Source organism: Alistipes sp. cv1 (genome assembly GCF_900240235.1).
GTDB classification, from domain to species: domain Bacteria; phylum Bacteroidota; class Bacteroidia; order Bacteroidales; family Rikenellaceae; genus Alistipes_A; species Alistipes_A hominis.
Map to the genome: position 1 here is coordinate 1 of NZ_OEPW01000008.1, position 26,865 is coordinate 26,865.

The 26,865-nt window shown below is 51.8% G+C and carries 19 protein-coding genes and 2 rRNA genes; 18 read left to right on the forward strand and 3 right to left on the reverse strand.

The features are described 5' to 3' along the window. From rrf (C1A08_RS11745) to C1A08_RS11785, 11 genes are all read left to right on the forward strand, one after another. Positions 1-93 (forward strand): 5S ribosomal RNA (gene rrf / locus C1A08_RS11745); the annotation flags it as partial. 400 nt (positions 94-493) lie between these two features. Continuing rightward, positions 494-715, forward strand: coding sequence for a hypothetical protein (locus tag C1A08_RS13150; RefSeq protein ID WP_118458591.1), 222 nt, complete (start codon positions 494-496; stop codon positions 713-715). Between the two features lie 180 nt (positions 716-895). Then, a complete protein-coding gene (locus tag C1A08_RS11750; RefSeq protein ID WP_101573693.1) occupies positions 896-2,071 on the forward strand; it encodes a 6-bladed beta-propeller in 1,176 nt (391 codons plus the stop codon). Positions 2,072-2,170: 99 nt separating this feature from the next. Then, positions 2,171-2,281 (forward strand): 5S ribosomal RNA (gene rrf / locus C1A08_RS11755). A 273-nt stretch (positions 2,282-2,554) separates the two neighbouring features. Then, entirely contained in the window at positions 2,555-2,875 is a 321-nt protein-coding gene (locus C1A08_RS11760; protein WP_101573695.1) for a hypothetical protein, read from the forward strand. A 94-nt stretch (positions 2,876-2,969) separates the two neighbouring features. Continuing rightward, complete coding sequence (locus tag C1A08_RS11765; RefSeq protein ID WP_180951578.1) at positions 2,970-4,079, forward strand: 6-bladed beta-propeller; 1,110 nt, start codon at positions 2,970-2,972, stop codon at positions 4,077-4,079. Between the two features lies 1 nt (position 4,080). Next, positions 4,081-4,599, forward strand: a complete 519-nt coding sequence (locus tag C1A08_RS11770) for a hypothetical protein (RefSeq protein ID WP_118458585.1) — start codon at positions 4,081-4,083, stop codon at positions 4,597-4,599. 401 nt (positions 4,600-5,000) lie between these two features. Further along, complete coding sequence (locus C1A08_RS13155; RefSeq protein WP_125147129.1) at positions 5,001-5,279, forward strand: hypothetical protein; 279 nt, start codon at positions 5,001-5,003, stop codon at positions 5,277-5,279. 70 nt (positions 5,280-5,349) lie between these two features. Continuing rightward, a complete protein-coding gene (locus C1A08_RS11775; RefSeq protein ID WP_101573701.1) occupies positions 5,350-6,474 on the forward strand; it encodes a 6-bladed beta-propeller in 1,125 nt (374 codons plus the stop codon). Between the two features lie 312 nt (positions 6,475-6,786). Further along, positions 6,787-7,947, forward strand: a complete 1,161-nt coding sequence (locus tag C1A08_RS11780; RefSeq protein WP_101573703.1) for a 6-bladed beta-propeller — start codon at positions 6,787-6,789, stop codon at positions 7,945-7,947. A 745-nt stretch (positions 7,948-8,692) separates the two neighbouring features. Beyond that, complete coding sequence (locus C1A08_RS11785; protein WP_101573705.1) at positions 8,693-9,826, forward strand: 6-bladed beta-propeller; 1,134 nt, start codon at positions 8,693-8,695, stop codon at positions 9,824-9,826. A 426-nt stretch (positions 9,827-10,252) separates the two neighbouring features. On the opposite strand, the gene C1A08_RS11790 is transcribed toward C1A08_RS11785, so the two are convergent. Further along, the gene (locus tag C1A08_RS11790) at positions 10,253-12,880 is read right to left on the reverse strand and encodes a valine--tRNA ligase (protein ID WP_101573707.1); all 2,628 of its coding nucleotides are present in this window, start codon (positions 12,878-12,880) and stop codon (positions 10,253-10,255) included. Positions 12,881-12,935: 55 nt separating this feature from the next. Then, complete coding sequence (locus C1A08_RS11795; protein ID WP_180951580.1) at positions 12,936-13,706, reverse strand: cellulase; 771 nt, start codon at positions 13,704-13,706, stop codon at positions 12,936-12,938. Positions 13,707-13,902: 196 nt separating this feature from the next. Between C1A08_RS11795 and lon the strand changes: the two genes are divergently transcribed. The 7 genes from lon to C1A08_RS13160 all read left to right on the forward strand — a co-directional run bounded on the left by lon (position 13,903) and on the right by C1A08_RS13160 (position 23,811). Continuing rightward, positions 13,903-16,326 (forward strand): endopeptidase La, encoded by a 2,424-nt coding sequence (gene lon / locus C1A08_RS11800; protein WP_055203245.1) that lies wholly within the window; start codon positions 13,903-13,905, stop codon positions 16,324-16,326. After that, the gene (mnmA, locus tag C1A08_RS11805) at positions 16,326-17,498 is read left to right on the forward strand and encodes a tRNA 2-thiouridine(34) synthase MnmA (protein ID WP_153498204.1); all 1,173 of its coding nucleotides are present in this window, start codon (positions 16,326-16,328) and stop codon (positions 17,496-17,498) included. The genes lon and mnmA overlap by 1 nt, the downstream gene beginning before the upstream one ends. A gap of 287 nt (positions 17,499-17,785) precedes the next feature. Beyond that, positions 17,786-19,183: an asparagine--tRNA ligase gene (gene asnS, locus C1A08_RS11810; protein ID WP_055203248.1), complete on the forward strand. Its 1,398-nt coding sequence runs from the start codon at positions 17,786-17,788 to the stop codon at positions 19,181-19,183. A 171-nt stretch (positions 19,184-19,354) separates the two neighbouring features. Then, positions 19,355-20,779: an RNA polymerase factor sigma-54 gene (gene rpoN / locus C1A08_RS11815; RefSeq protein WP_055203250.1), complete on the forward strand. Its 1,425-nt coding sequence runs from the start codon at positions 19,355-19,357 to the stop codon at positions 20,777-20,779. Positions 20,780-20,878: 99 nt separating this feature from the next. Beyond that, positions 20,879-21,499, forward strand: a complete 621-nt coding sequence (locus tag C1A08_RS11820; RefSeq protein WP_055203252.1) for a hypothetical protein — start codon at positions 20,879-20,881, stop codon at positions 21,497-21,499. Positions 21,500-21,599: 100 nt separating this feature from the next. Beyond that, positions 21,600-23,414, forward strand: coding sequence for a glycoside hydrolase family 2 protein (locus tag C1A08_RS11825; protein ID WP_101573718.1), 1,815 nt, complete (start codon positions 21,600-21,602; stop codon positions 23,412-23,414). Positions 23,415-23,520: 106 nt separating this feature from the next. Then, positions 23,521-23,811, forward strand: coding sequence for a hypothetical protein (locus C1A08_RS13160; protein ID WP_145996575.1), 291 nt, complete (start codon positions 23,521-23,523; stop codon positions 23,809-23,811). Positions 23,812-24,075: 264 nt separating this feature from the next. Here C1A08_RS13160 and C1A08_RS11830 read toward each other — a convergent pair whose 3' ends face one another. After that, positions 24,076-26,694 carry a fibronectin type III domain-containing protein gene (locus C1A08_RS11830; protein ID WP_101573720.1) on the reverse strand — a complete coding sequence of 873 codons (2,619 nt, stop codon included), beginning with the start codon at positions 26,692-26,694 and terminating at the stop codon, positions 24,076-24,078. Positions 26,695-26,865: the final 171 nt, after the last annotated feature.

Sequence of the window (26,865 nt, forward strand, 5' to 3'; positions counted from 1 at the left end):
GGTTCCACCTCTTCCCATTCCGAACAGAGAAGTTAAGCCCGTTCACGCCGATGGTACTGCAGTAACATGTGGGAGAGTAGGTAGCCGCCTCCTTAGAGTCCTCCGAGCATTCGGGGGACTCTTTTTTGTGCGGATATTGATAGGGGTAGTATCGGTCGTGGTGCGAGGGAACGAGCTTCGCTTCCGAACAGAAGGTGATTGCTTTTTGGTATCTTTTTGGTTCTTTTTTTGTTTTTTTTGTTTTTTTTTGTAAATATGCGTTTGGATATTGCTATTATCTTTATTATTATCGTCATATATATATCTTTATTATCTTATTAAATGTTCATGTATGAGTAAAGTTTCTTCATTATATACGGTAAGGGTAATTTGTGGATTTGCAGTCGTTTCGTTTAATCTTTCGACTAATGGAGAGTAGCTCTTTGATATGAAATGGATTGAAACGATGATCTTATATGATTTCATTATTTATTAATTTATTAGAATAATAGTTATGAAAAAGATGATTTTGTGTTCATTTGCCGTTGCGTCAGTTATTGGCACTTACCTGCTAAATGAAAGTACCACTTATGAAAGTCCGTGTCTATTAGCTAATGTAGAAGCATTGGCGCGAGACGAAGGTAACTCAGATCTTTACATAAGATCTTCGAATGGTTGTTATTATGAATTTTCAGGGCCGAAAAATTCAGAAATTACGGTTTCTGTCGAAGGGTAACGCTTACTTTAAAAACGGATAGAACGGGTAAGGCGTATTATTATTCGGCGAGTGGAGAGGTGCATTGTGCTGCAGGGGGAATGAGTTATGTACTCCGCAGAATTGCAGTGCGGGTCCATCCAAATAAGGCCGTAAAGCTGATATCATTTAACGTTTGGGGCTATTTTAGAATTGGAATTCATGAATAAAGTATTGTCTGTGAGTGTTGCATCCTTGGTTTCGTGCTTATTTTTATTTTCGTGTCAGATGCAATGTAATACATGTGAATTTCAGTCTATTACGATAGATCTGGACGAGCATACGGTTGAGTTGCAACGATTGTCTCTTATCAAAGATATCCGGATTGTAAGGCTGGAAACAAACGATAGCGTATTGGTCGGACGAATCGATAAAGTTCTGATTCATGACGGCAAGATATATATCGGTGATTTTTATGCCAGTCAATCTCTATTTATTTTTGACATGCAAGGCAAAGCAATCCGTAAAATCAGTCGGAAAGGTCGAGGGCCAGGAGAATACATTCAGCTACGTGATTTTTTTATCGACGACCAATCCGGTACGTTGAATTTGCTGACAAGGAATTCGTCGGAAATACTTTCGTTCGATCTGGACGGAACTTCCCTAATTTCTCAAACCGAATTGCCGAAAGAATTAGTTGCTATATGCCCTATGCGCGACGGTGTTGTTGGATATGCGGGGGGATATGCGCAAGATGGTTCTTATGAACTCTGGATATTGGATGAAAACTATAAAGTTGTGAGAGGGGATATTCCGATAAAAAAGGGATGGGAAAGCATGTATTATAACGATGCATATGCTTTTTCATCGTACGACGGTGTCGGTTATTTTCTTGCTCCGCGTGAGAATCTTATTTACAGTTGTTCAGAAAAGGGCGCGACTCCTTTGTTCCGATTGGATTTTGGAAAATACGGTTGGCCGGAACAAGTGAACCGTTTTGAGAAGTTACAACATCTGGACCCGAATGAAGCGAACGGATTTGTTCAGAAGATTAACTGTTTCCAGCAGACCGAACGTTATTGGATATTCTATTTCGTATTTGAAGGGCAACCTCGTTTGCTGGTATATGACAAACAAACGCGAGCGAGTCGGCTCTGCGAACCGGTCGTCAATGAGACAAAGTATTTTCTTCCTTTCGGTCGAATACGCGCAATTTCGCAGCAGGCTATCATTACAGAAATAAGTGCATTGAATATGAAACCGTTCGTGGATGGGAGAGATGAATATAACGATTTTGAAAAGGATTATCCCGAACAAACCGCACGATTGCGCCAAATCATCCCGTCTATCGAGGTCGACGATAATCCTTGTCTAATTATTTATCAATTAAATCCATAAAGTTCGGTTCTTTAGACAAGGGAACCGGATTGAACAGAAGGAATTTTTACTAAAGGTATCGCTGAGTCTGTATGATGTTGTAGGTATAACAATAAAGATTTTGGTGATTATAGCAGCGAAGTTCCCCCTTCCTATTTCGAACTGGGAAGTTAAGCCCGTTTACGCCGATGGTACTGCAGTAACATGTGGGAGAGTAGGTCGCCGCCTCTTAGAGTCGTCCTTCGAGTAATCGGGGGACTCTTTTTTGTGCGGGAGCGTAACGCAGGGGAGGATGAGGGGGGGGAAGAAACGGAGCGCTCCGCGCCTGTTCCGGACGGAACATGAAGAGAAAGCCCGCCTGACGATTCGAAGCCGGGATTGGTAGTTAATTGATTCCTTTTTGGTGAGGTTGCTTGTCCGTTACCGGGTTTGTTATTATTATTGCAATGATGTTATGTGTTATTTATTACCAATTATTTATTAAACTATCAAAACGTTATTGTTATGAAAAAAGCATTTATCTTTTGGGGAATCGCGGGCATTTTTACATTATTGGCTACGGGCGTCTATCTGAAAAACAGCGGACTTGGCGGTTGCGGTGATTTTTTATTGGCCAATGTCGAAGCGCTGACGCAAGATGAAAAACCGGAGCCGCCCAAAATGGGTTATAGAATAGTTTCTTATATTCTGGAGCCTCCTTGTTATGTAGCATTCCCTGGACTTAGTCCGACCGATCCGCCCCAACTCGTTAAGGGAAAGACTCCGGTGTGTATGTATGTCGAGGGGGGAGAACTTGCCGGATGTCCGGATTGTATGATCGGTTGATCGATTTCATAGCTTGTAGTCGATGAAAATCGCGAAAGTTTTGTGTTTGGTTATTGCGGTTTTTGCAGGAGTCGTTTCCTGCAAAAATCGCAATATGTATCGCCGGGCTTCGTCCGATTCGCTTACTCGGTTGTGGATCGAACCGAAAAAAGACGGAGTTTCCGGAGCCGAATTATTCGATTCGCTCCGTTTCGTTCAATTGGAGACCACCCCGGAATCGATGTTCGATTATGTGCGCTGCCTGAAATTGCTGAACGGCAAATTCTATTTACTCGACCGGATGGGAACGAAGTTGCTCTGTTTCGATCGAGACGGGAAATTTCTGAAAAAGTTCGAAGCGCGGGGGAACGGGCCCGACGAGTATTTCATGCTGTGTTTTCTCGCGGCCGATCCGGTCAGCAAGAAAATATTGGTCGCAGACGACGTCGTTCGCAAGATTTTTATTTTCGACGAATTTCTGAATCTCGAACATGTGGTTAAAGTCGATTTTACGCCGAAACAGGTGATCGCTTTCCGCGACGATATGATCCTGAGGTATGAAAACGACAACAAGGAACAGTATCAGGATTCGCTGCTGCGGGATTACGATTTGCACTGGATCGACCTGAAAGGAGACGTCGTCCAGGGCATGATAAGGAACCGGACGCCAAAATACGGTTTGTCGTTCCTGTCGGCCAGCGGTTATTTGGACAACGGGGATATTCTATACTATCCTACCTTGGGGGATACGGTTTACCGTGTCGCCGTGTCGGAACGTACCGTATCCCCGGCTTATATTATAGAGAGTGGGGACGAGGACGTGAAATTGCTGAACGACGAGCAGCGCCGGGAAATGGATCCCAATGCGGAATTGCCCGAATATGAGAAGCGAAACTATTTTTTTCCGGTGGAGTTTTTCAATGTCGGATCGCATATCTTGTTACGTTCCGGGATGGACGATATGTACCTTTATTCGAAAAATTCCGGAAATGCGATCCGGTACGATAAAACGCTTGAAAATATGAGCGGGGATCGTACTTTCGACTATTTGACCAGCATTATCTATGCGTGCGACGGGGATTGGTGTTACGGTCCGCATCATGCGATAACGCTGCAATATATGGCGAAAGATTACGGATTTTCGGGCAAATACAAGGCGATGATAGACAGTATGGAGACGGACGCCAATCTTTTTTTGGCATGTTTTAAGGTAAAGGATTTCTAGGATGTTGGCAAGATACTTTTTGCTGATCGTAGGGATGGGGCTGAGTATGGGAACCGGCTGCGATTCACGGAAAGGAGCCGAGTACCGGAAACTGGAATCGTTTATGGAGCAACGCATCGACTTGAGCCGGCTGTATGCGCCCGAAGATCTGGCGAAAAGTACCGTACGGATGCCCGGCCCCAAGATTGTCCACTACCTCGATTCTTCGGGTTGCGTCGGTTGCAAGTTGCAGAGCCTGCGGATGTGGAATGTGGTGCGAGGGCGTATGCGCGTTCCGGTCGTTCTGGTCGTTCACGTCCCGGATATGCAGGCGATCCATGCCCAGATGAAAATGATTCACTTTACGCTGCCTGTGCTCTACGATACGTTGGGATCTTTCGCCGCGACTTATCATATCGACCGGGAGGCTTACCATACGTTTTTATTAAACGGTCGTAATCAGCCTCGGGCCGTCGGCAATCCGATAGGGAGCGACAAAATCTGGCGTTTGTACGAATCGGCTATCCGCTCCGACGAGTGACTTCTTTCGTATGTAAGTGAAAACAACCGGCTTGCTGTCGCAGGACAGCAGGCCGGTTGTTTTGTGTGTATGTCCCGACTGCGCGATACGTTCCCGCAATGCTTTGGTTTTGGTTTCCTCGTCGTGCCGTTCGGCGTGTTCGGTTTCGATCACTTTGGCCGGGGCGAAACGTCCGTGAGTTTATTGTCCCCCGCAGCCAGGCTTTTCGGAAGGCTTTTTTGTATAGGAATTGATGAACCGGAGCGTTTACGATAAGCAATCACTTGCAGCCCGTAACGATAATAGTTCCTAATAAGTTCTTTTTTAGTGATAACGGTTTGTTGATAATGGTAATTATCGTTAATATTGTAATAAAGATTGTGTTCAATCTTGCCATTTATTGATTATTAAAATCAATTATCATGAAAGAAGTAATTCTATGTTCGTTTGCGGTCGTATTGGCTGCCGGTGCTTATTTACTAACAGCGGACAAAACCAGTGAGGGGGCACTTCTTTTATCAAATGTCGAGGCGTTAACGCGTGATGAAGGCGGACAGTATGAGTATCCGGACGGATATATGTATAGTTCCATTTGTGGCGTGCAAATCTCCAAAGGTAAAAAATGTAAGGTGGAGATTATAACCTGTCAGGGAGGAGGAAGTGGATGTAATTCAAAACGTTGCCCGACACACAAAAGTTAATTGAATTATTTGATAATGAACAGAACCAGAATCGAGATTTGGTTCTGTTCTTATATTTTATTTTAACGAAATGAAAAAGGCAAATAGTATTCTCTGGTTCAGCGTATTTGTTTTTATTGCTTGTTGCTCTAAAGTAAAAAATGAGGAAAACGTTAGGATAGACCGGACTATTATGTTTGATCGGTTTCCGGATTCTCTTATTGCTACGTCTGTTCGTTCAGTCGATTATATTTTGTTAGAAGATGTGAAAGAGTCTGCTTTCTCGGAAATTAATAAGCTCGTGATGAAAAACGGGAATATTTATATCGGGGATTTTCGGAATCATAAGATCGTTGTTTTCGATTTAGCCGGGAATTTTAAGTTCGCAATTGATCGTAAGGGAAGAGGGCCGCAGGAATATCTTGAAATTAAAAACTTTGCGGTCGACGATCATTCTATTTATGTCATAGACAATTATCGACATATACTTTATGTTTATGATTCCCGATCGGGGAAATATTTAAATAAGAAGAAATTACCCGTGGTAGTCTGGGATGTCGAGTGTTTTGATAACGGTGATTTTCTTTTTGCATTCGCACCATTACCCGGAGGCAGCCTGTCGGGTAAGCAATCACCGCACAGGCTTTTTGTTATGGATTCCAATTGCCGCATAAAACGCAGGTTGTTTACTTATTCCGAGGAAGATCCAATCGGCAAGCAAACCTATTTTTCGACAACGGAAGATCGCATTGTTTTTCATTCGTGCGGTTCCGATGTTTTCACTGTCTTTTCAAAAAATAATGCAGACACCATGTTCAATATTGCAGTCGATTTCGGGCCGAATAAAATTCCCCGGGATAGTCGTGGTGATATACACGCAATTAATGAGAATGGTTATCATTATCTTTATGGCACTCCTGTGATGTGTAGGGATTATATTGCATTGGAAGTCAGTATTGGTGATTTTTTAGATTGTTTTCTTTATGATGGAAAAAACGGAGGGATTACTGTGAATTCGGCGGAGAGCAGTTTTAAATGCTTATGGTTTCCGTTATGTAGTTATAATGATAAATATGTTTGTTTTCTTGCAGGAGACGATAGTTACAAAAGTTTGGTAGCGGATGGTTTTGAACGTGCGGAACCGGTCGTGGAAGAGCATCTTGTTAACGGCGGCGGAGTATTGGTTTTATACACGATGGGGACGATTCATAATTAATTTGTCGGTAATGACAATTATCGTTAATATTGTAGTGAAATCCGATTAATTTTGATATTTGTTCATGGTTAGGGACGGTTGCCGGAGAAAGTCAGTTCCGTATTCGTTGCGGTCGTATGGGGGTGTCGCCGCTAATGGTTGATTTGGGACAAGGCGAAAGGCGTTTTTTCAGGGTCATACGGCGGCCGTGATCGTTTTGTGGGATGGCGTTCGTAAAATAAGCTTATGGACACGCCCTGTAACGGAGTGGAAACGATTTCTTGCGTGAATGCGTAGGGGGTGGTTGATATATGAACGAATCCGAACGACGGAATGAAGACAAGGTTATTTTTGATAGTTGCATGTTTGTCATGTGTTATAGGGTGTCATGCCAAGGGAGGGGAGGATGGCGCTTCGGTTTCCTTCGTGCATGCGGATGTCCGGAATTTGTTTTCCGGTGAGGATCATTGCGTGCCCGATTCGTTGATTTTTTCGAAGAGTCGCGTGATTTTTTTCGAGACGACCGAGGGAGCTCTTTTAGGGGATATCAGTAAGGTATTCGTTTTCGAAGACCGGATCGCCGTTTATGATGATCGGAGTTGGAAAATATGCGTATTCGATACGGTAGGCCGGTTTTTGTTTTCGATCGACCGGAAAGGACGCGGTCCGGGCGAATACATAAAGATCCGGGATTGTTGTTTCGATTACGACAGGCGGCAATTCGTCGTTTATTCGGATGTGCCTTCCAAATTTATGCGGTTCGATTATAACGGCAAATTTATCGGCGAGGTACTGACAGACGAATTGTTTTTTCAGTTTGCCATTGCGAAGGATCGCTTGATCTGCATGGATATGCGGGCGCAAAACGGAGATGATTTTCTCGTTGAGTTGCCCAATGACGATCGGTCGTTGCGTCAAAAGAAGGTGCTGGATCTGCCGTTGATCGATCTCGGGCCGTTTTATCCGCCGGGAGCGTTGATACAGACCAGTACGAAACCCTATTTCGCACGGCGTTTTGCCAATACGATTTATCAATATGACGAAGGCGCCGTCGTTCCCCGTTACCGGATCGATTTCGGCAAATACAATCTGCCTGAATCTTTGCAAAAAGGCGATCGGCTGTCCGATCAGGAGTACTTGCAGCGGGGGTGGGATCGTGATTATGTCACCGGGTTGGCGAATATCAAAGAGAGTTCCGGGAAGCTGTATTTTTCGGTCAATAACCGGGGCTTTTGCGTGCTCGATACGCGGACGAACGAGGTGAAGGCTTTCCCGATGATCCTGGATACTCAAACTCAAATTCCGTGCAACGGAATGCTGCCGACGCAGGATATCGGAAATAAATATATTGCGTTTCTTCCGTCGGTGAATCAGGCGTCGTTGAAAATTTATGTCGAGCATGTCGCTAAGGGAGCGGCTCCTTGGTTTAAGGAAAAAATAGAGAGGATGAAAGAGGACGATAATCCGATCCTGTTCTTGTATGAGGTTCGTTGAATGGTCGATTTTTAACGATAAAAACAGGAAGCCCGTTGTCTCCACACAACGGGCTTCTTGTTTTGTAAATGTTTTTATCCCAGTTGCGCGATGCGCTCCTGCAACGCCTTGATTTTGGCTTCCGCGTCGTGCCGTTCGGCATGTTCGGTTTCGATCATTCTGGCCGGGGCGAAACGTCCGTGGGTTTATCGTCCCCTGGCCGGCCGACTGCCGGCAATCCTGTTTTTCGAAGGACTTTTTTACATAGGAATCGATGATCCCGGAACGTTTACGATAAGCAAATCGCCTGTAGCCTGTAACGATGATAGTTTCTAATAAGTTCTTTTTTAGTGATGACGGTTTGTCGATAATGGTAATTATCGTTAATATTGTAATGAAGATCGCGTTAATTTTGTTATTTATTGATTGTTAATTGTTATGAAAGAGCGATTTGTTCGTTTGCGGTCGCATGGGCTGCCGGCGCTTATTTGTTGGTTTCTGACAATACCGATCGAATTTTATTTCTTTCGGCCAATGTAGAAGCGTTGGCGAGCGGGGAAAGTGAGGACACTCCTTGCGGAGGTACTAAATCTGAAGCTACGGGAAACTGTAAGTCGGAGAATACGGTAAATTGTAAAGACTTGTCTGGTTGCAATTAAAGGGTAACAGCGGGAAAATCTGTTGAATACTAAAAGTCTGCCTTTTTCGGTTTTCTGTAAATTTATGGAAAATCGGATGGGCAGATTTTTGAGAAAGAGAGAATGTTATGTCGAAACTCATCCGTCTGTTTATATGTTTTGATAAACAGCCAATCTTATTAATTGGCATATTGTTGTTCCTCGTGGGATGCGATTCTCGGAAGAAGGTAGACTATGATGTACCCGTGTCTATTATAGATTACGAATCGTTAACAAGCCGAAATTTTGAACAGATTCCGGAGGATATTGTGTCTAAAATGGAGTTTGTTGCATTCGATACCGTTTCCGATGCTCTTTTCGGGCGGGTTGATAAAGTGAAATTTGTCGATAGTTCATTATTCATATTGGATCAACGATTGAATGCGATTCTGGAATTCGATCGATCCGGGAAATTTATTAGAAAATTCCAAAGAAAAGGCAGGGCCCTTTACGAATATTTACAAATAACCGATTTTGATATAGACAGGGAGTCCGGAGTATTGTATGTATTGGATTCACATACCGATAAGGTTAATTTGTACGATTCTGATTTTAATTTCATAGCGAGTCATACGTTGGATTTTGAGGCGGATATTCTCAAATCGGTAGGGGGAAAAATAATATTCGGATTAGCGTCCTGGAATAGCGGACGTGCGAAAGGATATAAGATCGGGCAAACGGATTCACAATGTAAAATGGAGAATCAAGTATTGTATTATGATGAATATATCGATCCCGCCTATGTGTTTTCATCTTATCGTTTTACGGATTGCGAACAGAATGTTGTTTATAATCAGCCTATTGATAATAATGCGTATGTGTTGAGTCGAGATTTGAATCTCAGACAGATAATTCGTTTCGATTTTGGAGCGTGCAATGTTCCCGATGAAAATAAAAAGGACGTAGAGTCTAAATTGGATAAATTCGAAAATTATTGTTTTATCAAGGATTATGTTGCTGTAAAAGGAGATTTAATCATCGGAAAGTTGAGAGATCATGGAAAATCGCGGTGTTTCATCGTTGATAGAAAAAATGGAATTAAATATGAGAGTCAACCGGTCGAGTTATTTTCAAACAGTTTGTTTACCGAATATGATGATCCGTTTATCTTTTCCTATTTCATGACCACGAATGTGAATCCGAAAGACGTGTCTTTACCCGATCATATTATTGATCATATTCATGCGGGAGGATGTGCTATCGGTATCCAACAATTGAAATAAAATATGAAAATTACACGGTGAATTATACTTTTGTTGGTAGGTTGCTTTTTAAGTTGTACCGTACCGTGAGAGAAAATATCACAAAGATGCAATCCAGAGAAAAAGGCTTATAAATCCATACATGTCGTATATATCGATGAATCCGGTGTTTTTGGTAGATTGAATACGCATATCCCACAGGATTTTCATTACCATAGTTTTTTACTGGATTCGACAAATCGGGTGACATTGGTTGGGAATCCAACGGCTAATGAAGATGTGCGGAAATTATTATATGAGAAAGTTTTTAATTTACAGTCTGCACGTTGACGTAGTGTAGAAGTCTTTTCGGAGATATTTTCCTGTATGGATGTTTTTTTTAAGATAACTTCATGTTTTAAAACGAGAGCCCGGAATCTTTCCGGGCTCTTTTCGTCTTGTGAAATTTTATTGTAACTGATCGATACGTTCCTTTAGCGCCTTGATTTTGGCTTCCGCGTCGTGCCGTTTGGCATGTTCGGTTTCGATCACTTTGGCCGGGGCGTTCTGTACGAAACGTTCGTTCGACAGTTTTTTCAGAACGGAGGCGAGAAATCCTTCCTGGTAGGCGAGGTCGGCCTTCAGCTTCTTGAGTTCTTCTTCCACATCGATGCTGCCGCCCAGCGGGACGAAATATTCGGTCGTTTTGACGATGAACGCGGCTGCGTCGGAACGCTTTTCGGCGATCTCCTCCACGCGGTTCAGGTTCGCCATTTTTTGCAGCAGCGGGTTGTATTCGCGATGATAATTGTCGTCCCCGATGACGTACAGTTCCAGCGCTTCCTTGTTCGGAATGTTGTGCTCCTTGCGGATGTTCCGCACGGACGAGACGGCCTCTTTGAGCTGTTCGATGCGTTCGAGCAGCGCCTGGTCGAACGGCTGCGGCGCGGGCAGCGCGGCGACCGTGATGCTTTCGCCGTCTTTGCGCGGAGCCATGTGCTGCCAGATTTCCTCGGTGATGAACGGCATGAACGGATGCAGCGTCCGGAGCAACCTGTCGAAGAACGCTTTCGTAGCGTCCATCGTCGCCCGGTCGGTCGGTTGCCGGTAGCCCGGTTTCACCATTTCAAGGTACCATCCGGAGAACTCGTCCCAGAACAGGCGGTACAGCTTCATCAACGCTTCCGAAATGCGGTATTCGGTAAAATCCTCTTCGATTTGGCCGAGCGTACGGTTCAGCATCGCGTCGAACCAGGATACGGCGAGCCGGTTGCTGTCGCTCTGCGCCAGCGAGTCGTCCACTTGCCAGCCGTTTACCAGCCGGTAAGCGTTCCATATCTTGTTGCCGAAGTTGCGTCCCTGTTCGCACAGCGCGTCGTCGAACAACAGGTCGTTGCCGGCCGCCGAGCACAGCAGCATCGCCAGCCGTACGCCGTCGGCCCCGTACTGTTCGATCAGGTCGAGCGGATCGGGCGAATTGCCGAGCGATTTGCTCATCTTGCGACGCAGTTTGTCGCGGACGATGCCGGTCAGGTAGACGTTCCTGAACGGCATTTCGCCCCGGTATTCGTATCCGGCGATGATCATCCGGGCGACCCAGAAGAACAGGATGTCGGGCCCGGTGACCAGGTCGTTGGTCGGGTAGTAGTATTTGATCTCCTCGTTTTCGGGGCGGTTGATGCCGTCGAACACCGAGATCGGCCATAGCCATGACGAAAACCACGTGTCGAGCACGTCGGGGTCGCGGCGTAGGTCGGTTGCCGTCAGCGAAGCGTCGCCGGTCTTTTCGCGGGCCAGCTTCAGCGCTTCTTCGGGCGTTTCGGCGACCACGTACCCCCCTTTGGGGAGGAAGTAGGCCGGGATCTGCTGGCCCCACCACAATTGCCGCGAGATGCACCAGTCCTTGACGTTCTCCATCCAGTAGCGGTACGTATTCTTGAATTTGGCCGGAACCAGCCGGATTTCGTCTTCCATGACCGCTTTGAGAGCCGGCTGGGCCAGTTCGGTCATCTTCAGAAACCACTGCATCGACAGCTTCGGCTCGATCGGCACGTTGGTGCGTTCCGAATATCCCACCTTGTTGGTATAGGCTTCGACCTTTTCGAGCAGGCCGGCGTCGGCGAGGTCTTTCTCGATCTGCCGGCGGACTTCGAAACGGTCCATGCCGGCGTAGCGTTCGCCGTGCTCGTTCAGCGTACCGTCATCGTTGAAAATGTCGATGATTTCGAGGTTGTATTTTTCGCCGAGCATGTAGTCGTTCACGTCGTGGGCCGGGGTCACTTTCAGCGCGCCGGTTCCGAATTCGATGTCGACGTACTCGTCGCGGATCACCGGAATCGAACGGTCGATGAGCGGCACCAGCACGCGCGCATCCTGCGGCAGATCCCGGTAGCGCGGGTCGTTCGGGTTGACGCACAGCGCCGTGTCGCCGAGGATCGTTTCCGGCCGCGTCGTGGCTACGACGACGTAACGCGACGTTCCTTCGATTTTGTAGCGCAGGTAGTACAGCTTCCCCTGCGATTCGCGGTAGATGACCTCTTCGTCGGAAAGGGCGGTCTGCGCGGCGGGGTCCCAGTTGACCATTCGTACGCCGCGGTAGATTTTACCTTTTTTATACAGGTCGACGAATACTTTGATGACGCTTTCGCTCAGCGCCGGGTCCATCGTGAATTTGGTACGCTCCCAGTCGCACGAAGCGCCGAGTTTGCGCAGTTGGTTCAGGATGATGCCGCCGTGTTTCTCTTTCCACTGCCAAGCGTGTTTTAAAAATTCTTCGCGGGTCAGCGAATTTTTATCGATTCCGTCGGCTTTGAGTTTCTGGACGACTTTGGCTTCGGTGGCGATCGACGCGTGGTCGGTTCCCGGAACCCAGCAGGCGTTTTTGCCCTGCATCCGGGCGCGGCGTACCAGCACGTCCTGTATGGTTTCGTTCAGCATGTGCCCCATGTGCAGCACTCCGGTCACGTTCGGCGGCGGGATGACGATCGTGTAGGGTTCCCTTCCGTCGGGCGTCGAGTGGAAAAAATTGTGGCGGATCCAGTAGTCGTACCACTTGGATTCGATCTGCTGCGGGGTGTATTTTGCACCGATTTCCATAAGTATTCCGAATTTTAGCATTAATCTCGCAAAAATAACAATTTTCCGGCAATTATTACAGGTTTGCCTTGGCCCAGGCGATCATCAGTTCGTTGCGGTCGGATTTCATCGCCCGCCGGTAGAGCCTGCGCACCGTATCGAGCCATGCCAGTCGGCGGTCGGAGTCGCTGTCGCCCACTTCGTCGCGGCCGCCGGCGGCTTTGTACTGTTCGCGCGTCGTGCTGCAAATGCGGGCGTAACGGCCCGTGCGGGGTTTCAGGTCGGCATCGGTCAGGGTCAGGTAAAACGCCAACTGTTCGGGGGTGCAGTGCCCGTCTGCCGGGAAGCGGGCGTTGTCGGCCACGTACACCGTCACGCCGTCCTTGAACACGTACGGTTCGTAGCGCCCGGGCCGCTCCATCGCTTCGTAAACGACGCCCCGCACCGGGAACTGCGCCCCCGACTGCCCGCGTATCCACCGCAGCAGCCGGTCGGTATATTCGAAACCGAGGCTTCCTTTGACTTCCAGGCAGGTCGTGGCAATCCACCGCGCCAGCCGCTCCGGCTCCGGATTCAGCAGATATACCCTGCCGGTTTTGGGGGCTCCGGTGCGAACGTCTCGGCCGGTACGGTATTCGTAAAGTCGAACGTTGAAACCCTCCCAGCCGGGCAGCGAGCGGGTTTCGCCGATCAATTTTTCGGCCATGTAGGCGCGGGACAGCAATTGCCTGCACCGTTCGGTCAGCGCGGGCAGACTGTCGCGCACCCACGCTTTCGGCAGCGGCCGGGCCGGACAGCAAGCGATGCCCGAAAATACGAGCAACAGGCTCAGAATGTAGCTTTTCACGATTCGTATCATTTTACGTCGTAAAGATAGCGATTTGCAATAATAGGGGCTGTTTTTTCGTTTCTATTTTGAAAAACTTTAAGATTGGCGGCTGTTTTGACCTGTGTCGAAAAGCGGGCGACGGCGCATTTCGCCGGGAACAGTTTGTTGATTTTAGTTAAAATGCACTATATTTGCGGATTAAACAGAGACGAAGATGAGTAAAAAATATAATAAGAAAGAGGACTTCGCAGGCATATCAGATATGCTCGAAGGCCGTCACCATGTAATCCCGATCATGGCGGGCGAAGATGGTGATATGGGAGAAAACGTAGTGATTCCGGAGGTGTTGCCGATTCTGACGTTGCGCAGTTCGGTGCTTTTCCCGGGGTCGATCACGCCGATTACGGTCGGCCGCGACAAGTCGATGAAACTGGTTCGCGAGGTGGAGAGCGGCGGAAGTATCCTCGGCGCCGTGCTGCAAAAGGAGTCGGAGGTCGAACAACCCGGCCCGGACGATTTGTACCGTGTCGGAACGGCGGCCCGCATCCTGAAAGTGCTCGAAATGCCGAACGGCAATCTGACCGTTATCCTGCACGGACTGGACAAGATCGAAATCCGCGATTTCATCATGACGGAGCCTTATTTCAGGGCTTCGGTCGCTCCGCTGAAGGATTCGATTCCCGAGCCGACGAACATCGAGTTCGAGGCGCTGGTCGATTCGATCAAGGACGTCGCGCTGAATATTATCAATATTTCGCCGCAGATGCCCAAAGAGGCGACTTTTGCGATCAAGAATATCGATAACAAACGCGGGACGATCAACTTCATCTGTTCGAACATGGATCTGCCCGACGCCGACCGCCAGCGTTTGCTGGAGGCTCCGGGCCTGCTGGCGCGTGCGCGCCGGCTGTTGGAGATACTGGTGCGCGAGCAGCAGATCGCCGAGCTGAAAAACGAAATCCAGGGTAAGGTGAAGCAGAACATCGATCAGCAGCAGCGCGAGTATTTCTTGCAGCAGCAGATCCGCACGATCCAGGACGAGCTGGGCGGCGATCCGGCCGACAAGGATCTGGACGACCTGCATGAACGCGCCGCGAAGAAGCGTTGGAAGCCGGAGGTGAAGGAGCTGTTTTTCAAAGAGTTGTCCAAACTCGAACGGATGAACCCGGCGGTGGCCGAATATTCGGTGCAACTCAATTACCTGCAACTGATGCTCGACCTGCCGTGGGACACCTATACGAAGGATAACCTCGACCTCGCCCATGCGAAAAAACGGCTCGACAACGACCATTTCGGGCTCGACGAAGTGAAAGACCGGATTCTGGAGCACCTGGCCGTAATCAAGCTCAAAGGCGACCTGAAATCGCCGATCCTGTGTCTGTACGGTCCTCCGGGGGTCGGTAAGACTTCGCTCGGCAAGTCGGTGGCGGCTGCGCTGAAGCGCAAGTTCGGGCGTATCTCGCTCGGCGGCCTGCACGACGAGGCCGAGATCCGCGGGCACCGCAAAACGTATATCGGCGCAATGCCGGGGCGGATCATTCAGACGATCAAGCGCGCCGGCTCGTCGAACCCGGTGATTATCCTCGACGAGATCGACAAAGTGACCGTCAGCAACCACGGCGACCCGTCGTCGGCGCTGCTCGAAGTGCTCGATCCGGAACAGAACACGACGTTCCACGACAACTACCTCGATACGGAGTACGACCTGTCGAAAGTGCTGTTCATCGCAACGGCCAACAACGTAGCGAACATCCCGGCGCCGCTGCGCGACCGGATGGAGATGATCAATATTCCGGGCTATATCCTGGAGGATAAGATACAGATTGCCCGCAAGCACCTGATCCCGAAGCAGCTCGAGGCGCACGGCGTCCCGGCCAAGCAGTTCAGGATGGGGCCGAAGGTGATCGAGAAGGTGATCGGCGAGTATACCCGCGAATCGGGCGTGCGCGCGCTGGACAAGAACATCGCGAAGATCGTCCGCACGCGTGCGAAGAACATCGGTTTCGACGAACAGTTCAAGCCGGAGGTGACGGCTGCCGACGTGGAGAAAATCCTCGGCGTGCCGCGTTTCCAGAGGGAGGAGTATGAGGTCGGCGGCATTGTCGGCGTCGTGACGGGGCTGGCTTGGACGGAGGTCGGCGGCGATATCCTGTATATCGAGTCGATCCTGACGCCGGGCAAGGGCGCCCTGACGATGACGGGCAACCTCGGCGACGTGATGAAAGAGTCGGCCACGATCGCGCTGCAATGGGTCAAGGCCCACAGCCGGGAGCTGGGGATCGATCCGGAGATGTTCAGCAAATACGACGTGCACATCCACGTGCCGGAGGGAGCGATTCCGAAGGACGGGCCGAGCGCCGGTATCACGATGGTGACTTCGCTCGTATCGACTTTCACCGGCCACAAGGTCAAGGAGCGCGTCGCGATGACGGGCGAGACGACCCTCCGGGGCCGCGTGATGCCCGTCGGCGGGATCAAGGAGAAAATCCTCGCCGCCAAGCGCGCCGGTATCCACGAGATCATCCTCAGCGAGGATAACCGCAAAGATATTTCGGAGATCAAACCCGAGTACCTCGGCGGCCTGAAGTTCAATTATGTGAAGACCAACAGCGACGTGCTGAAATTGGCGGTGATGTGATGCGGGTAGTGGTGGGCCTCTCCGGAGGCGTCGATTCGAGCGTGGCGGCCTACCTGCTCAAGGAGCAGGGATACGATGTGGTGGGGCTTTTCATGCGCAACTGGAAGGATACGACCGGGACGCTCGAAGGCGATTGCCCGTGGTACGACGACCACATGTTCGCCGAACTGGTGGCCAAGCGGCTCGACATCCCGTTTCATCTGATCGACCTGAGCGATGAATACCGCCGCCGCGTCGTGGACTATATGTTTGCCGAGTACGGCCGGGGACGGACGCCGAACCCGGACGTGCTTTGCAACCGCGAAATCAAGTTCGACGCCTTCCTGAAAGCGGCGCTTGACCTGGGGGCCGATTACGTGGCTACGGGTCACTACTGTCGCCGCGAGGACGTCGAGATCGACGGGCGCACGGTGCACCGTCTGCTGGCGGGCAGCGACCCGAACAAAGACCAGAGTTATTTCTTGTGTCAGTTGACCCAGCGGCAGCTTTCGCGCGCGCTGTTTCCGATCGGACACCTGCTGAAGCCGGAGGTTCGGCGGATCGCCGCCGAACAGCACCTGGCTACGGCGGCCCGCAAGGATTCGCAGGGCATCTGTTTCGTCGGCAAGGTCGATCTGCCGGTGTTCCTGCAACAGTGGTTGGAGGCCCGCGAGGGCGATATCGTCGAGGTGCCGGCCTCGTGGGACGGCTACCGTCCGCTGGCCGACGGCGCGACGCTCGATGAGTTGGCTGCGCCGTACGCGTACCGCGAGACGGACGGAACGTGCGTCGGACGGCATCGCGGGGCGCATTTCTTCACGATCGGGCAGCGCAAGGGCCTGAACGTCGGAGGTAAGCCGGAGCCGTTGTTCGTGATTGCGACGGACGTGGAGCGCAACGTGCTGTACGTCGGCCAGGGACAGCGACATCCGGGACTTTACCGGCGCGGGTTGCGCATTCTGCCGGACGAGATGCACTGGGTACGTCCCGACCGGGCGTTGCAGCCGGGCGCGAGCGCGCGGTTCCGGATGCGGATACGCTACCGGCAGCCGTTGCAGGACGGCGTGCTGCATGTGACGCCCGAGGGCGGGTATATCGTGTTCGACGAGCCGCAGCGCGGCGTTACGGCCGGGCAGTTCGCCTCGTGGTACGACGGCGAGGAATTGATCGGATCGGGGGTGATTCATTGTTAAGGCAAGTGCGGCCTGCGGATGCGGGCCGGGTAAAACGGAGCGGGGAGCGTCCCAAAACGCTCCCCGCTCCGTTTTGTTATTCGGCTTTAAGCTCGTCTTTTTCGGCTCTCCGGGCGTCGTACAGGGCGTTCAGCAGGCCCAGCCTTTTTTGACGCCGGATTGCAGGACGCTGAGCAGGTCGGCGTCCGGACGAGCGTTTCCGACCCCTAAAAATTACCCGAAAACTTCATCTTTTGAATAAAAAATGCGATATTTGTCATTCGGTTTAATTCTATAAATAAGAGATTATGTTAAGCGGAGGTAGAACGAAAATTGCAGAGCTGTTGAAATCAACGGCGTTCGGTACGGAAGTAGTCGTCAAAGGCTGGGTCAGAACCAAACGCGGAAATAAAAACGTAGCTTTCATCGCCGTCAACGACGGATCGATCATCCATAATATCCAGGTCGTAGCCGACGTAGCCAAATTCGACGAAAACCTCCTCAAGGAGATCACCACCGGCAGTTGCGTCAAAGTCGCCGGCACGCTGGTCGAATCGCTCGGCTCCGGCCAGCCCGTCGAAATACAGGCTTCGTCGATCGAGATCTACGGCACAGCCGATCCCGAAACGTACCCGTTGCAGAAGAAAGGCCATTCGCTCGAATTCTTGCGCGAAATAGCCTACCTGCGCCCGCGTACCAACACTTTCGGTGCCGTGCTCCGTATCCGCCATGCGATGGCTTACGCGATCCACAAATATTTCAACGACCACGGATTTTTCTACCTGCATACGCCGCTGATCACCGGCAGCGACGCCGAAGGCGCCGGAGCGATGTTCGGCGTCACTACGCTCGACCTGAACGATGTGCCCAAAACCCCGGAAGGCGCGGTCGATTACAGCCAGGATTTTTTCGGGAAACCCTGCAACCTGACCGTCTCCGGCCAGCTCGAAGGCGAACTCGGCGCGCTGGCCCTGTCGCAGATCTATACGTTCGGCCCGACGTTCCGAGCCGAAAACTCGAACACCCCGCGCCACCTGGCCGAGTTCTGGATGATCGAGCCGGAAGTCGCTTTCTTCGAGTTGGAAGACAACATGGAACTGGCCGAGGACTTTTTGAAGTACCTGATCCGCTATGCCCTCGATAACTGTCAGGACGACCTGCAGTTCCTCGCCAAAATGTACGACGCGGAGCTGATCGACCGCCTGAAGTTCGTCGTCGAAAACGATTTCGTCCGCCTCGACTATACCGAGGGGATCGATATCCTGGTCAGAAGCGGCGTGAAGTTCGAATTCCCGGTCAGTTGGGGACTCGACCTGCAGAGCGAGCACGAACGTTACCTGGTCGAACGGCATTTCAAGAAACCGGTCATCTTGATTAACTACCCGAAGGAGATCAAAGCGTTCTACATGAAGCAGAACGACGACGGCAAGACCGTTCGCGCGATGGACGTGCTGTTCCCGAAGATCGGCGAGATCATCGGCGGGTCGCAGCGCGAGGAGAACCTCGACAAACTGCGCCGGCGCATCGAAGAGGTCGGCGTACCCGAGAAAGATATCTGGTGGTACCTCGATACCCGCCGATGGGGAAGCGCTCCGCACAGCGGTTTCGGCCTCGGCTTCGAGCGGCTGCTGCTGTTCGTGACCGGAATGGGTAACATCCGCGATGTGATTCCGTTCCCCCGGACGCCGAAGAACGCGGAGTTTTAGTCCGGGTTAAATTCTTGCACACGGGACGGCGGTTTCAGGATATAAGATAAGTCTTATCCTGTTATAAAGTCCCCTTTCTGCGGGCTGCCTTTCAATAGATTTATAATTATCTTTGTAATTATACAGAAGATACGTAAATCTATTGAATCAGTTATTGAAAATTGAAAAGCTATGTCCAATCTTAATCAACGCCAAGTTCAAAAATTGCTCCAGAAGCTGTCGCCGCAGCAGATCCAGATGATCAAACTGCTGGAGCTTCCGGCCCTGCAACTCGAGCAGCGCATCAAGCAGGAAATCGAGGAGAATCCCGTACTCGAAGAAGAACCGTCCGAAGATCAGGAAGAGGAGCAGCCCAAGGAGGTATCCGTCGAAGAATATTTCGCCGAAGACGATACTCCACGCTACAAGTATCACGCCAACAACTACTCTCCCGACGACCAGAAACGTCCCGTTTACCTGACCGAAGGTATGTCGCTGCACGAGTACCTGATCGAACAGCTCGGATTCAAAAATCTGTCCGAACGCGAGATGACGTTGGCCAAATACATGGTCGGCAGCATCGACGACGACGGATATTTGCGTCGAAACCTGTCATCCATTTCGGACGACATCGCCTTTAGTCTCGGCATCGAAACTTCCGAGGAGGAGCTCGAACGCATCCTGCGGGTGATCCACCAGTTGGAGCCGGTGGGGATCGGTTCGCGCAACCTGCAGGAGTGCCTGTTGCTGCAAATGAACGCGCGCGAGGAGCTGTCGGAATCCGAAAAGCTGGCCCGGAAAATCCTGACCAACTACTTCGACGAATTTACGAAAAAACACTACGAAAAGCTGATGACGCGGCTGTCGGTCGGCGAAGACGAGTTCCGCGACGCGATCGAGGAGATCGTGCACCTGTCGCCGAAGCCGGGTAATCTGTACAGCGACGGCAAAAGTTCGGCCCAGCCCTATATTATGCCCGATTTTACGCTCGACTACCAGAACGGTATTTTCGAGCTGAGCCTGAATTCGTCGAACATTCCCGATCTGAAAGTGAATCGCCGTTACATGGAGATGATCCGCAGCATGAGCGCCGGCAGCGGCCAAAGCGCCGAGCAGAACAAGGAGGCGATCCAGTTCGTCAAGAATAAGATCGATTCGGCGAAGTGGTTCATCTCGGCGATCAAGCAGCGGCACGACACGCTGATGCGGACGATGCAGGCGATTCTCGACTACCAACGCGAATTTTTCGTCGACGGCGACCAGTCGAAGCTGCGGCCGATGATCCTCAAGGACATCGCCGACGCTACGGGGCTCGACGTTTCGACCATTTCGCGCGTGGTGAATAGCAAATACGTGCAGACGCAGTTCGGTATCCTGTCGCTCAAACAGTTGTTTTCCGAAGCGATGCAGACCGACAGCGGCGAGGAAGTGTCGTCGTACGAGATCAAGAACATCCTCTCTGAGTGCATCGACAAGGAGAACAAGCGCAAGCCGTTGACCGACGAGACACTGATGGATATCCTGAACGACAAGGGATACCGCATCGCGCGCCGCACGGTGGCCAAATACCGCGAGATGCTGGGGATTCCGGTCGCCCGGTTGCGCAGGCAGTTGTAGGCGGACGCCGTACCGCCGCGCCGGCTGCGGAATTCTGCCCTCCGGGAGCACCGTTCCCCGATATTTGTGCTATCTTTGTTTCCGAAAACCGGGAAAGTCATGGAATATTCCGTATGGAACCGTTTGAGCCGCGGTATTTCGGCGCTGATGCATCCTTTCGTCATTCCGACGTGGGCGGTACTACTGATGCTGTACGGGCCGACGGTGATGGTCAACATGCCGCCGCGGGTGAAGTTTTTCCTGCTGGGCATCGTGGCGCTCAATACGCTGCTGCTGCCGGCTTTTTCCATCGGGGTGCTGCGGTGGTTCCGTGTGATTCCCGACTGGTCGTTGCAGGATCAGAAAACGCGGATGCTGCCGATGGGAATCGTCGCCGTTTGTTACCTGATGTGCATCGTGGCGATGTCCAACATGCTGTTCGCATTCCTGATCACCCGTTTTCTGATCGCCGCGCTGTGTTGCGTCGCCTTCGCGTTTTTCGTGAACCTGTATTGGAAAATCAGCCTGCATATGACTGCCGCGGGCGGTCTGCTCGGTATGCTCGCCGTGGTGTGTTACGCCGGGTTGGCCAATCTCCAGCAGGCGCTCGTCGGATGCCTGCTGCTGGCCGGCTTGCTCGGGAGCGCCCGTCTGCGGCTGGGCAGCCACAATTTGGCCCAGGTCGCCGCCGGAGCCGGCGGCGGAGCGGTTATCTCGGTGGTCGTTATTCTTTTTTTCTGATTTCGAAAAAAATTGCGGATCGCTTGTCGGCGTTTTGTATGTTTGGTTTTCGAAAAAAACTTATCTTTGTTAACAATACGATTAACCTAACAAGATAAGTATGAGAAAATCAATTTTACTCGCTGCTGCACTGCTATTCGGAACCGCCGGTTTTGCCCAATGGCAGCCGGTCGGGGACAAGATCAAAACTCCGTGGGCCGACCAAGTCGATCCGCAGAATCCGCTGCCGGAATACCCGCGTCCGCTGATGGAGCGTGACCGGTGGCAGAACCTGAACGGGCTGTGGGATTACGCCATCGTTCCGGTCGGCGCGCAGCCGGAAAAGTACGACGGAAAAATTTTGGTGCCGTTCGCCGTCGAATCGAGTCTTTCGGGCGTTCAGAAGCGTCTCGGCGGAGAGAACGAACTATGGTATTCGCGCGAGTTCGCCGTGCCTGCTAAATGGGCCGGGGAGCGGGTGCTGTTGCATTTCGGGGCCGTGGACTGGAAAACGGACGTATGGGTCAACGACGTCCTGGTCGGTCGGCATACGGGCGGTTATACCCCGTTTACGTTCGATATTACCGCCGCGCTGAATAAGAAAGGAACCAATACGCTGAAGGTAAAAGTTTGGGATCCGACCGACGTCGGTTACCAACCGCGCGGTAAGCAGGTGAATAATCCCAGCGGGATCTGGTATACGCCCGTCAGCGGGATATGGCAGACCGTATGGCTCGAACCGGTGCCTGCGAAGTACATCGCCGGGATTCGCACCACGCCCGATATCGACCGGAAGACCCTGCGCGTGGAGGTCGACGCCGCTGCCGCGCAGGTTTCCGATATGGTAGAGGTGACCGTGCTGGACGGAGGAAAAGAGATTGCCCGGGCGAAGGCAGTGAACGGCGTTCCGGTGGAGGTCGCGATGCCGGCGGACATGAAACTGTGGAGCCCCGACTCCCCGTTCCTGTACGACCTGAAGGTCGCGCTCGTTTCAGACGGCAAGGAGGTCGATCGAGTGGACAGCTATACAGCGATGCGTAAGTATTCGACCGCCCGCGATGCCGACGGAATCATGCGGCTGCAACTCAATAACAAGGATATTTTCCATTTCGGCCCGCTCGACCAGGGCTGGTGGCCCGACGGCCTGTATACGGCCGCGACCGACGAAGCGCTCGAATACGATGTGATCAAGACGAAAGACTTCGGATTCAACATGATCCGCAAGCACGTCAAGGTGGAGCCGGCTCGTTGGTATACTTTTTGCGATCGTCACGGGATCATGGTATGGCAGGACATGCCCAGCGGCGACGGCGGTCCGCAGTGGCAGATGAAGCAGTATTTCGACGGGGCCGAATGGAAACGCGGCGCGGAATCGGAGGCCAACTACCGCAAGGAGTGGAAAGAGATCATGGACTACCTCTATTCGAATCCCTGTATTGCCGTGTGGGTTCCGTTCAACGAAGCGTGGGGACAGTTCAAAACGCACGAGATCGCCGAATGGACCAAAACCTACGATCCGACCCGGTCGGTGAATTCGGCCAGCGGCGGAAACCACTACACCTCCTGCGGCGATATCCTCGACCTGCATAATTATCCGCAGCCCGAGCTGTACCTGTACGACACGAAGCGCGTGACGGCGCTCGGCGAGTACGGCGGTATCGGGTATGCCGTCGACGGGCATCTGTGGGTGCCCGACCGCAATTGGGGATACGTGCAGTTCAAGAGCCCGGAAGAGGTGACCGACGCCTACCTCAAATATACCGGTATGCTGAAGGATATGATAAAACGCGGATTTTCGGCCGGCGTCTATACGCAGACCAGCGACGTCGAGATCGAGGTGAACGGGCTGATGACCTACGACCGGAAGCTGATCAAGGTGGACGAGGCGAAAATCAGCGCGCTGAACAAAGCGATCTGTAAATCGTTGGACAAGTAAACAAAAAAAGAAACGGAGTGCACAATAAACGGTGCGTCCTTTTCGTTCTACTACCGAGTTTTAGATAGTAAAAACAAGGTGGTCTTATTCAAAAAATGCGGCGGGTATGGGATCCTGCCGCATTTTTTATCCGGGAGGCCGGGAAAGAGATGCCGTTCCGCCGACCGGACGTTTTGTCCGGATATGCGTGCCGAAACGGCAGTTTGGCGAGAAACCGGAAAATGTGGCACGTATTTTGGTAATTCATAAATACGACAGAGGGATTCTAAAAAGGGTTTATAAACCCGAAACGATCCGGATGCAAAGATTGGCACAGAGTTTGAAGTATAATACATCGAAGGAAAGAAGTAAAGTGGACAAGCAACAAGGTTTCTTCATTTATTTAAGTTTGGGTTAGTAGTTTAGGGATAATTCCCCGGAAAAGAGGCAACCGCGACGGTTCCCTCTTTTTTGTTTTTGCGATTCCTTACAAACGCTACGGGGGAGCGAACGATCGTTTGCTCCCCCGTAGGTTCGACCGGTATGATTCGGGCTTTTGTCTATATTATATCATTTTATCGGTCGGTCGAAAAAATAGTCTGTTCCGTAGGTGGCTTTTTAACGGCAAGACGCCGTGTGAAACACACGGCGTCTTGTTCGGTATCGGAAAATGTTTCCCGTCCTATTTCTTGTGGAGACGGATCGCGCGGATGTACAGCGGGGTTCCGTTGATGTTGTTGATATCGAAACGCAGCCGGTCTCCCTTTTTGCCCGCATTCGGGAAGTTCTGCAATACCTGGGCCTTGCCTGCGGTCAGGTCGAACGTGATGGACTTCCAGTCGTTTGAGGCCGGAATCGACAGGTTGGGGATCGATCCGCCCGCTGCGATCTGCAGGAACAGTTCGAGACTGGCGCTCTTCGCGCATTTGTATTCGAACGATAGGTAATTCTCGTCGGCTGCGATGTCGCGGGTCAGCGACGCCGTGAAAATATACGGGTCGTCCGGTTTCCCTGCTTCGGGTTCGGACGGTTCGTACAGGTAGCTGTAACCGGTTTCGTAGCTGAAATAATCCGTAAGGTCTTCGAAACGCCCCAGTTGGTTGGCGGATTCGGTCTGCAGTCCCAGGAAGAGGGCTGCGGCCAGCGTGGATTCTTCGGCGTTGCGCGCCCGGATATGCAGGTTCCGGAGTTCGAGCTCGGTTCCGGCCCCGTCGCCGATCACGAGCCGGAAACGGGAGCCTATCCCGCCCCATGCGGCCTCGGCGATCTGCTGGCCGAGGTCGAACGAATAGGTCGTCCATTGCGATGCCGCGGAGAGCGGTTTGATCTTATAGACGGTCTGCGTTATATCGTCCAGGACGATTGCCAGCGAAATCGCCTTGCCGCTTTTGTATTCGAACGTGAGCACCTTGTCCGATATGCCGTCGGCGACCCGCTGGGTCGTGAACGATGCGTCGGCGCCCGTGGCGGTCAGTTTGTAGGTATAGCCGGTCGTAGGCGACGAGGCTTCCTCCTCTACGGTCAGGTTGTTGCTGTCCTTGATATAAAAATATCCTTTCGGGAAGTTCGGATCGTCGTCTACGTCTTCGCCGTTCATCCGGATCTGAGCGAAACGGGAACGGATTTCGTCGACCGTGCCGATCTTCAGGTAGACGTCGTATTCGAAGACGAGTCCTTTGGTGATGGCGAAAGTCCGCAGCGGCGCGAAATAGGAGCAACTGCCGCCGGTCGGACCGGACGAACCGCCGTTGAAACGGTAGTTGGTCGATAACGGCGATCCGGGCGAGTAAACGCCGATGCCCCATTGCGAGTCGTCCACGTAAGCGGCCCAGTGTTCGTCGCGGGTATGCTTTTCGTTCGGCCAGCCCGGAACGACCGTGGTCAGCGCGGCATTGGTCCACGGACTGTCGCCCTTGTAATATACCAGGTTCTTCAGGGCATAGTCTACGAAGACGGCCGGAACTTCCTGTTCGGTAGCCGGATGGTCGGTCGCGTCCGCCCCCGTGTTGCGGAACGTATAGTGAATGTGGGCCACGTCGCCGTCGAGTGTGATTTTTTCTTCCATCTGACATTCGGTCAGCAGCTTGCCGGAAGCCCAGTGCACCGGAACCGAAACGATTTCCAAGCTGGAGCTGGTGATATTCTGCGACAGGATTTCCGGTTTCTGACCGCGCCATCCGCCGCCCTGAATCGGGTTCCACACCCAATCCTTACCGTCCCATTTGCTGCCGTCCGCTTCTCCGTAATAGGATTGCTGGACGAAACGTCCTTCGTCGGCATGGTTCAGTAGGTTGCGCTTGGTATTTACTTCCGAGAAGTGGAAGATCGATCCGCCGTGGGTCAGGTCGATACCCAGTTGGACGACTCCGTTGTTGAGGTAGGTCGCGTTCTGCATACCCGCTTCCGGCCACGCTTCCACCGGCGTGGCGGTGCCGGTTACGGCTTCCGATTGCTTGCCGTTGTCGTATACGGCCGCTACCGAGAACGTATATTCGGTTCCGTTGGTCAGTCCGGTCGCCTCGTATCCGGTCGTGTCGGCCTTGACGGTGGCGCTTCCGTTTCCGGGCGTCCAGCTTACGGCGTATTCTTTCAATCCTTCGACGTTCTTGGGAGCTTTCCACGAAAGGTTCGCTTTTTTATCGGGCGCCGTGATTACCAGTCCGGTCGGAGCAGCCGAGAACGGCGTGCCCTGTTCGACGAGGGCGTTCGACTTTTTGCCGTCGTCGTATGCGGCCGCTACCGAGAACGTATACTGGGTTCCGTTGGTCAGTCCGGTCGCCGTATAGGTGGTCGTGCCGGCCGCTACGGTAGCGCTTCCGTTTCCGGGCGTCCAGCTTACGGCGTATTCTTTCAGTCCCTCGCCGTTTTCGGGTGCCTGCCAAGAAAGGGTGATTTCTTTATCCCACGGGGTTACGACCAGGTCGGTCGGTTCCGGTTTGACCGATGCGGCCGGAGTGCCCTGCTTGGTCACCACTTCCGATTTTTGCCCGTTGTTGTACACGGCGGCGATGGAGAAGGTATAGGCGGTTCCGTTGGTCAGTCCGGTGGCGGTGTACAGCGTCGTTCCCGCCTGGACGGTCGCCTGCCCGTCTCCCGGTGTCCAGGTAATGGAGTACTCCTTGAGATTCTCGCTTTCCGGCGCGGTCCAGCTCAGCGTGACGCTACCGTCGCCCGCCTGTACGGCCGCATTGGTCGGCGCCGGCGTCGGATACGACGCGTCGGCATTGTCTTTCTTGCACGACATAAACATCAACGCCGGCAATAACAGTAGCAAAGTACTGACTTTGAAAAATTTTTTCATAGATGGAAAAATTTAGTTTAAAAATCAAATAAAATTGCGTTGTGGTTTGTCGGGGTCGGACCATTCCACAGGAACAGCTCCAACGGTTAAGTTGTAAACAAATGTAGAATAAATTTCCGAATTTCGTCTTATCCGGAGTCGAATTTCGTACGATTCGGGGCAGGATTCTTC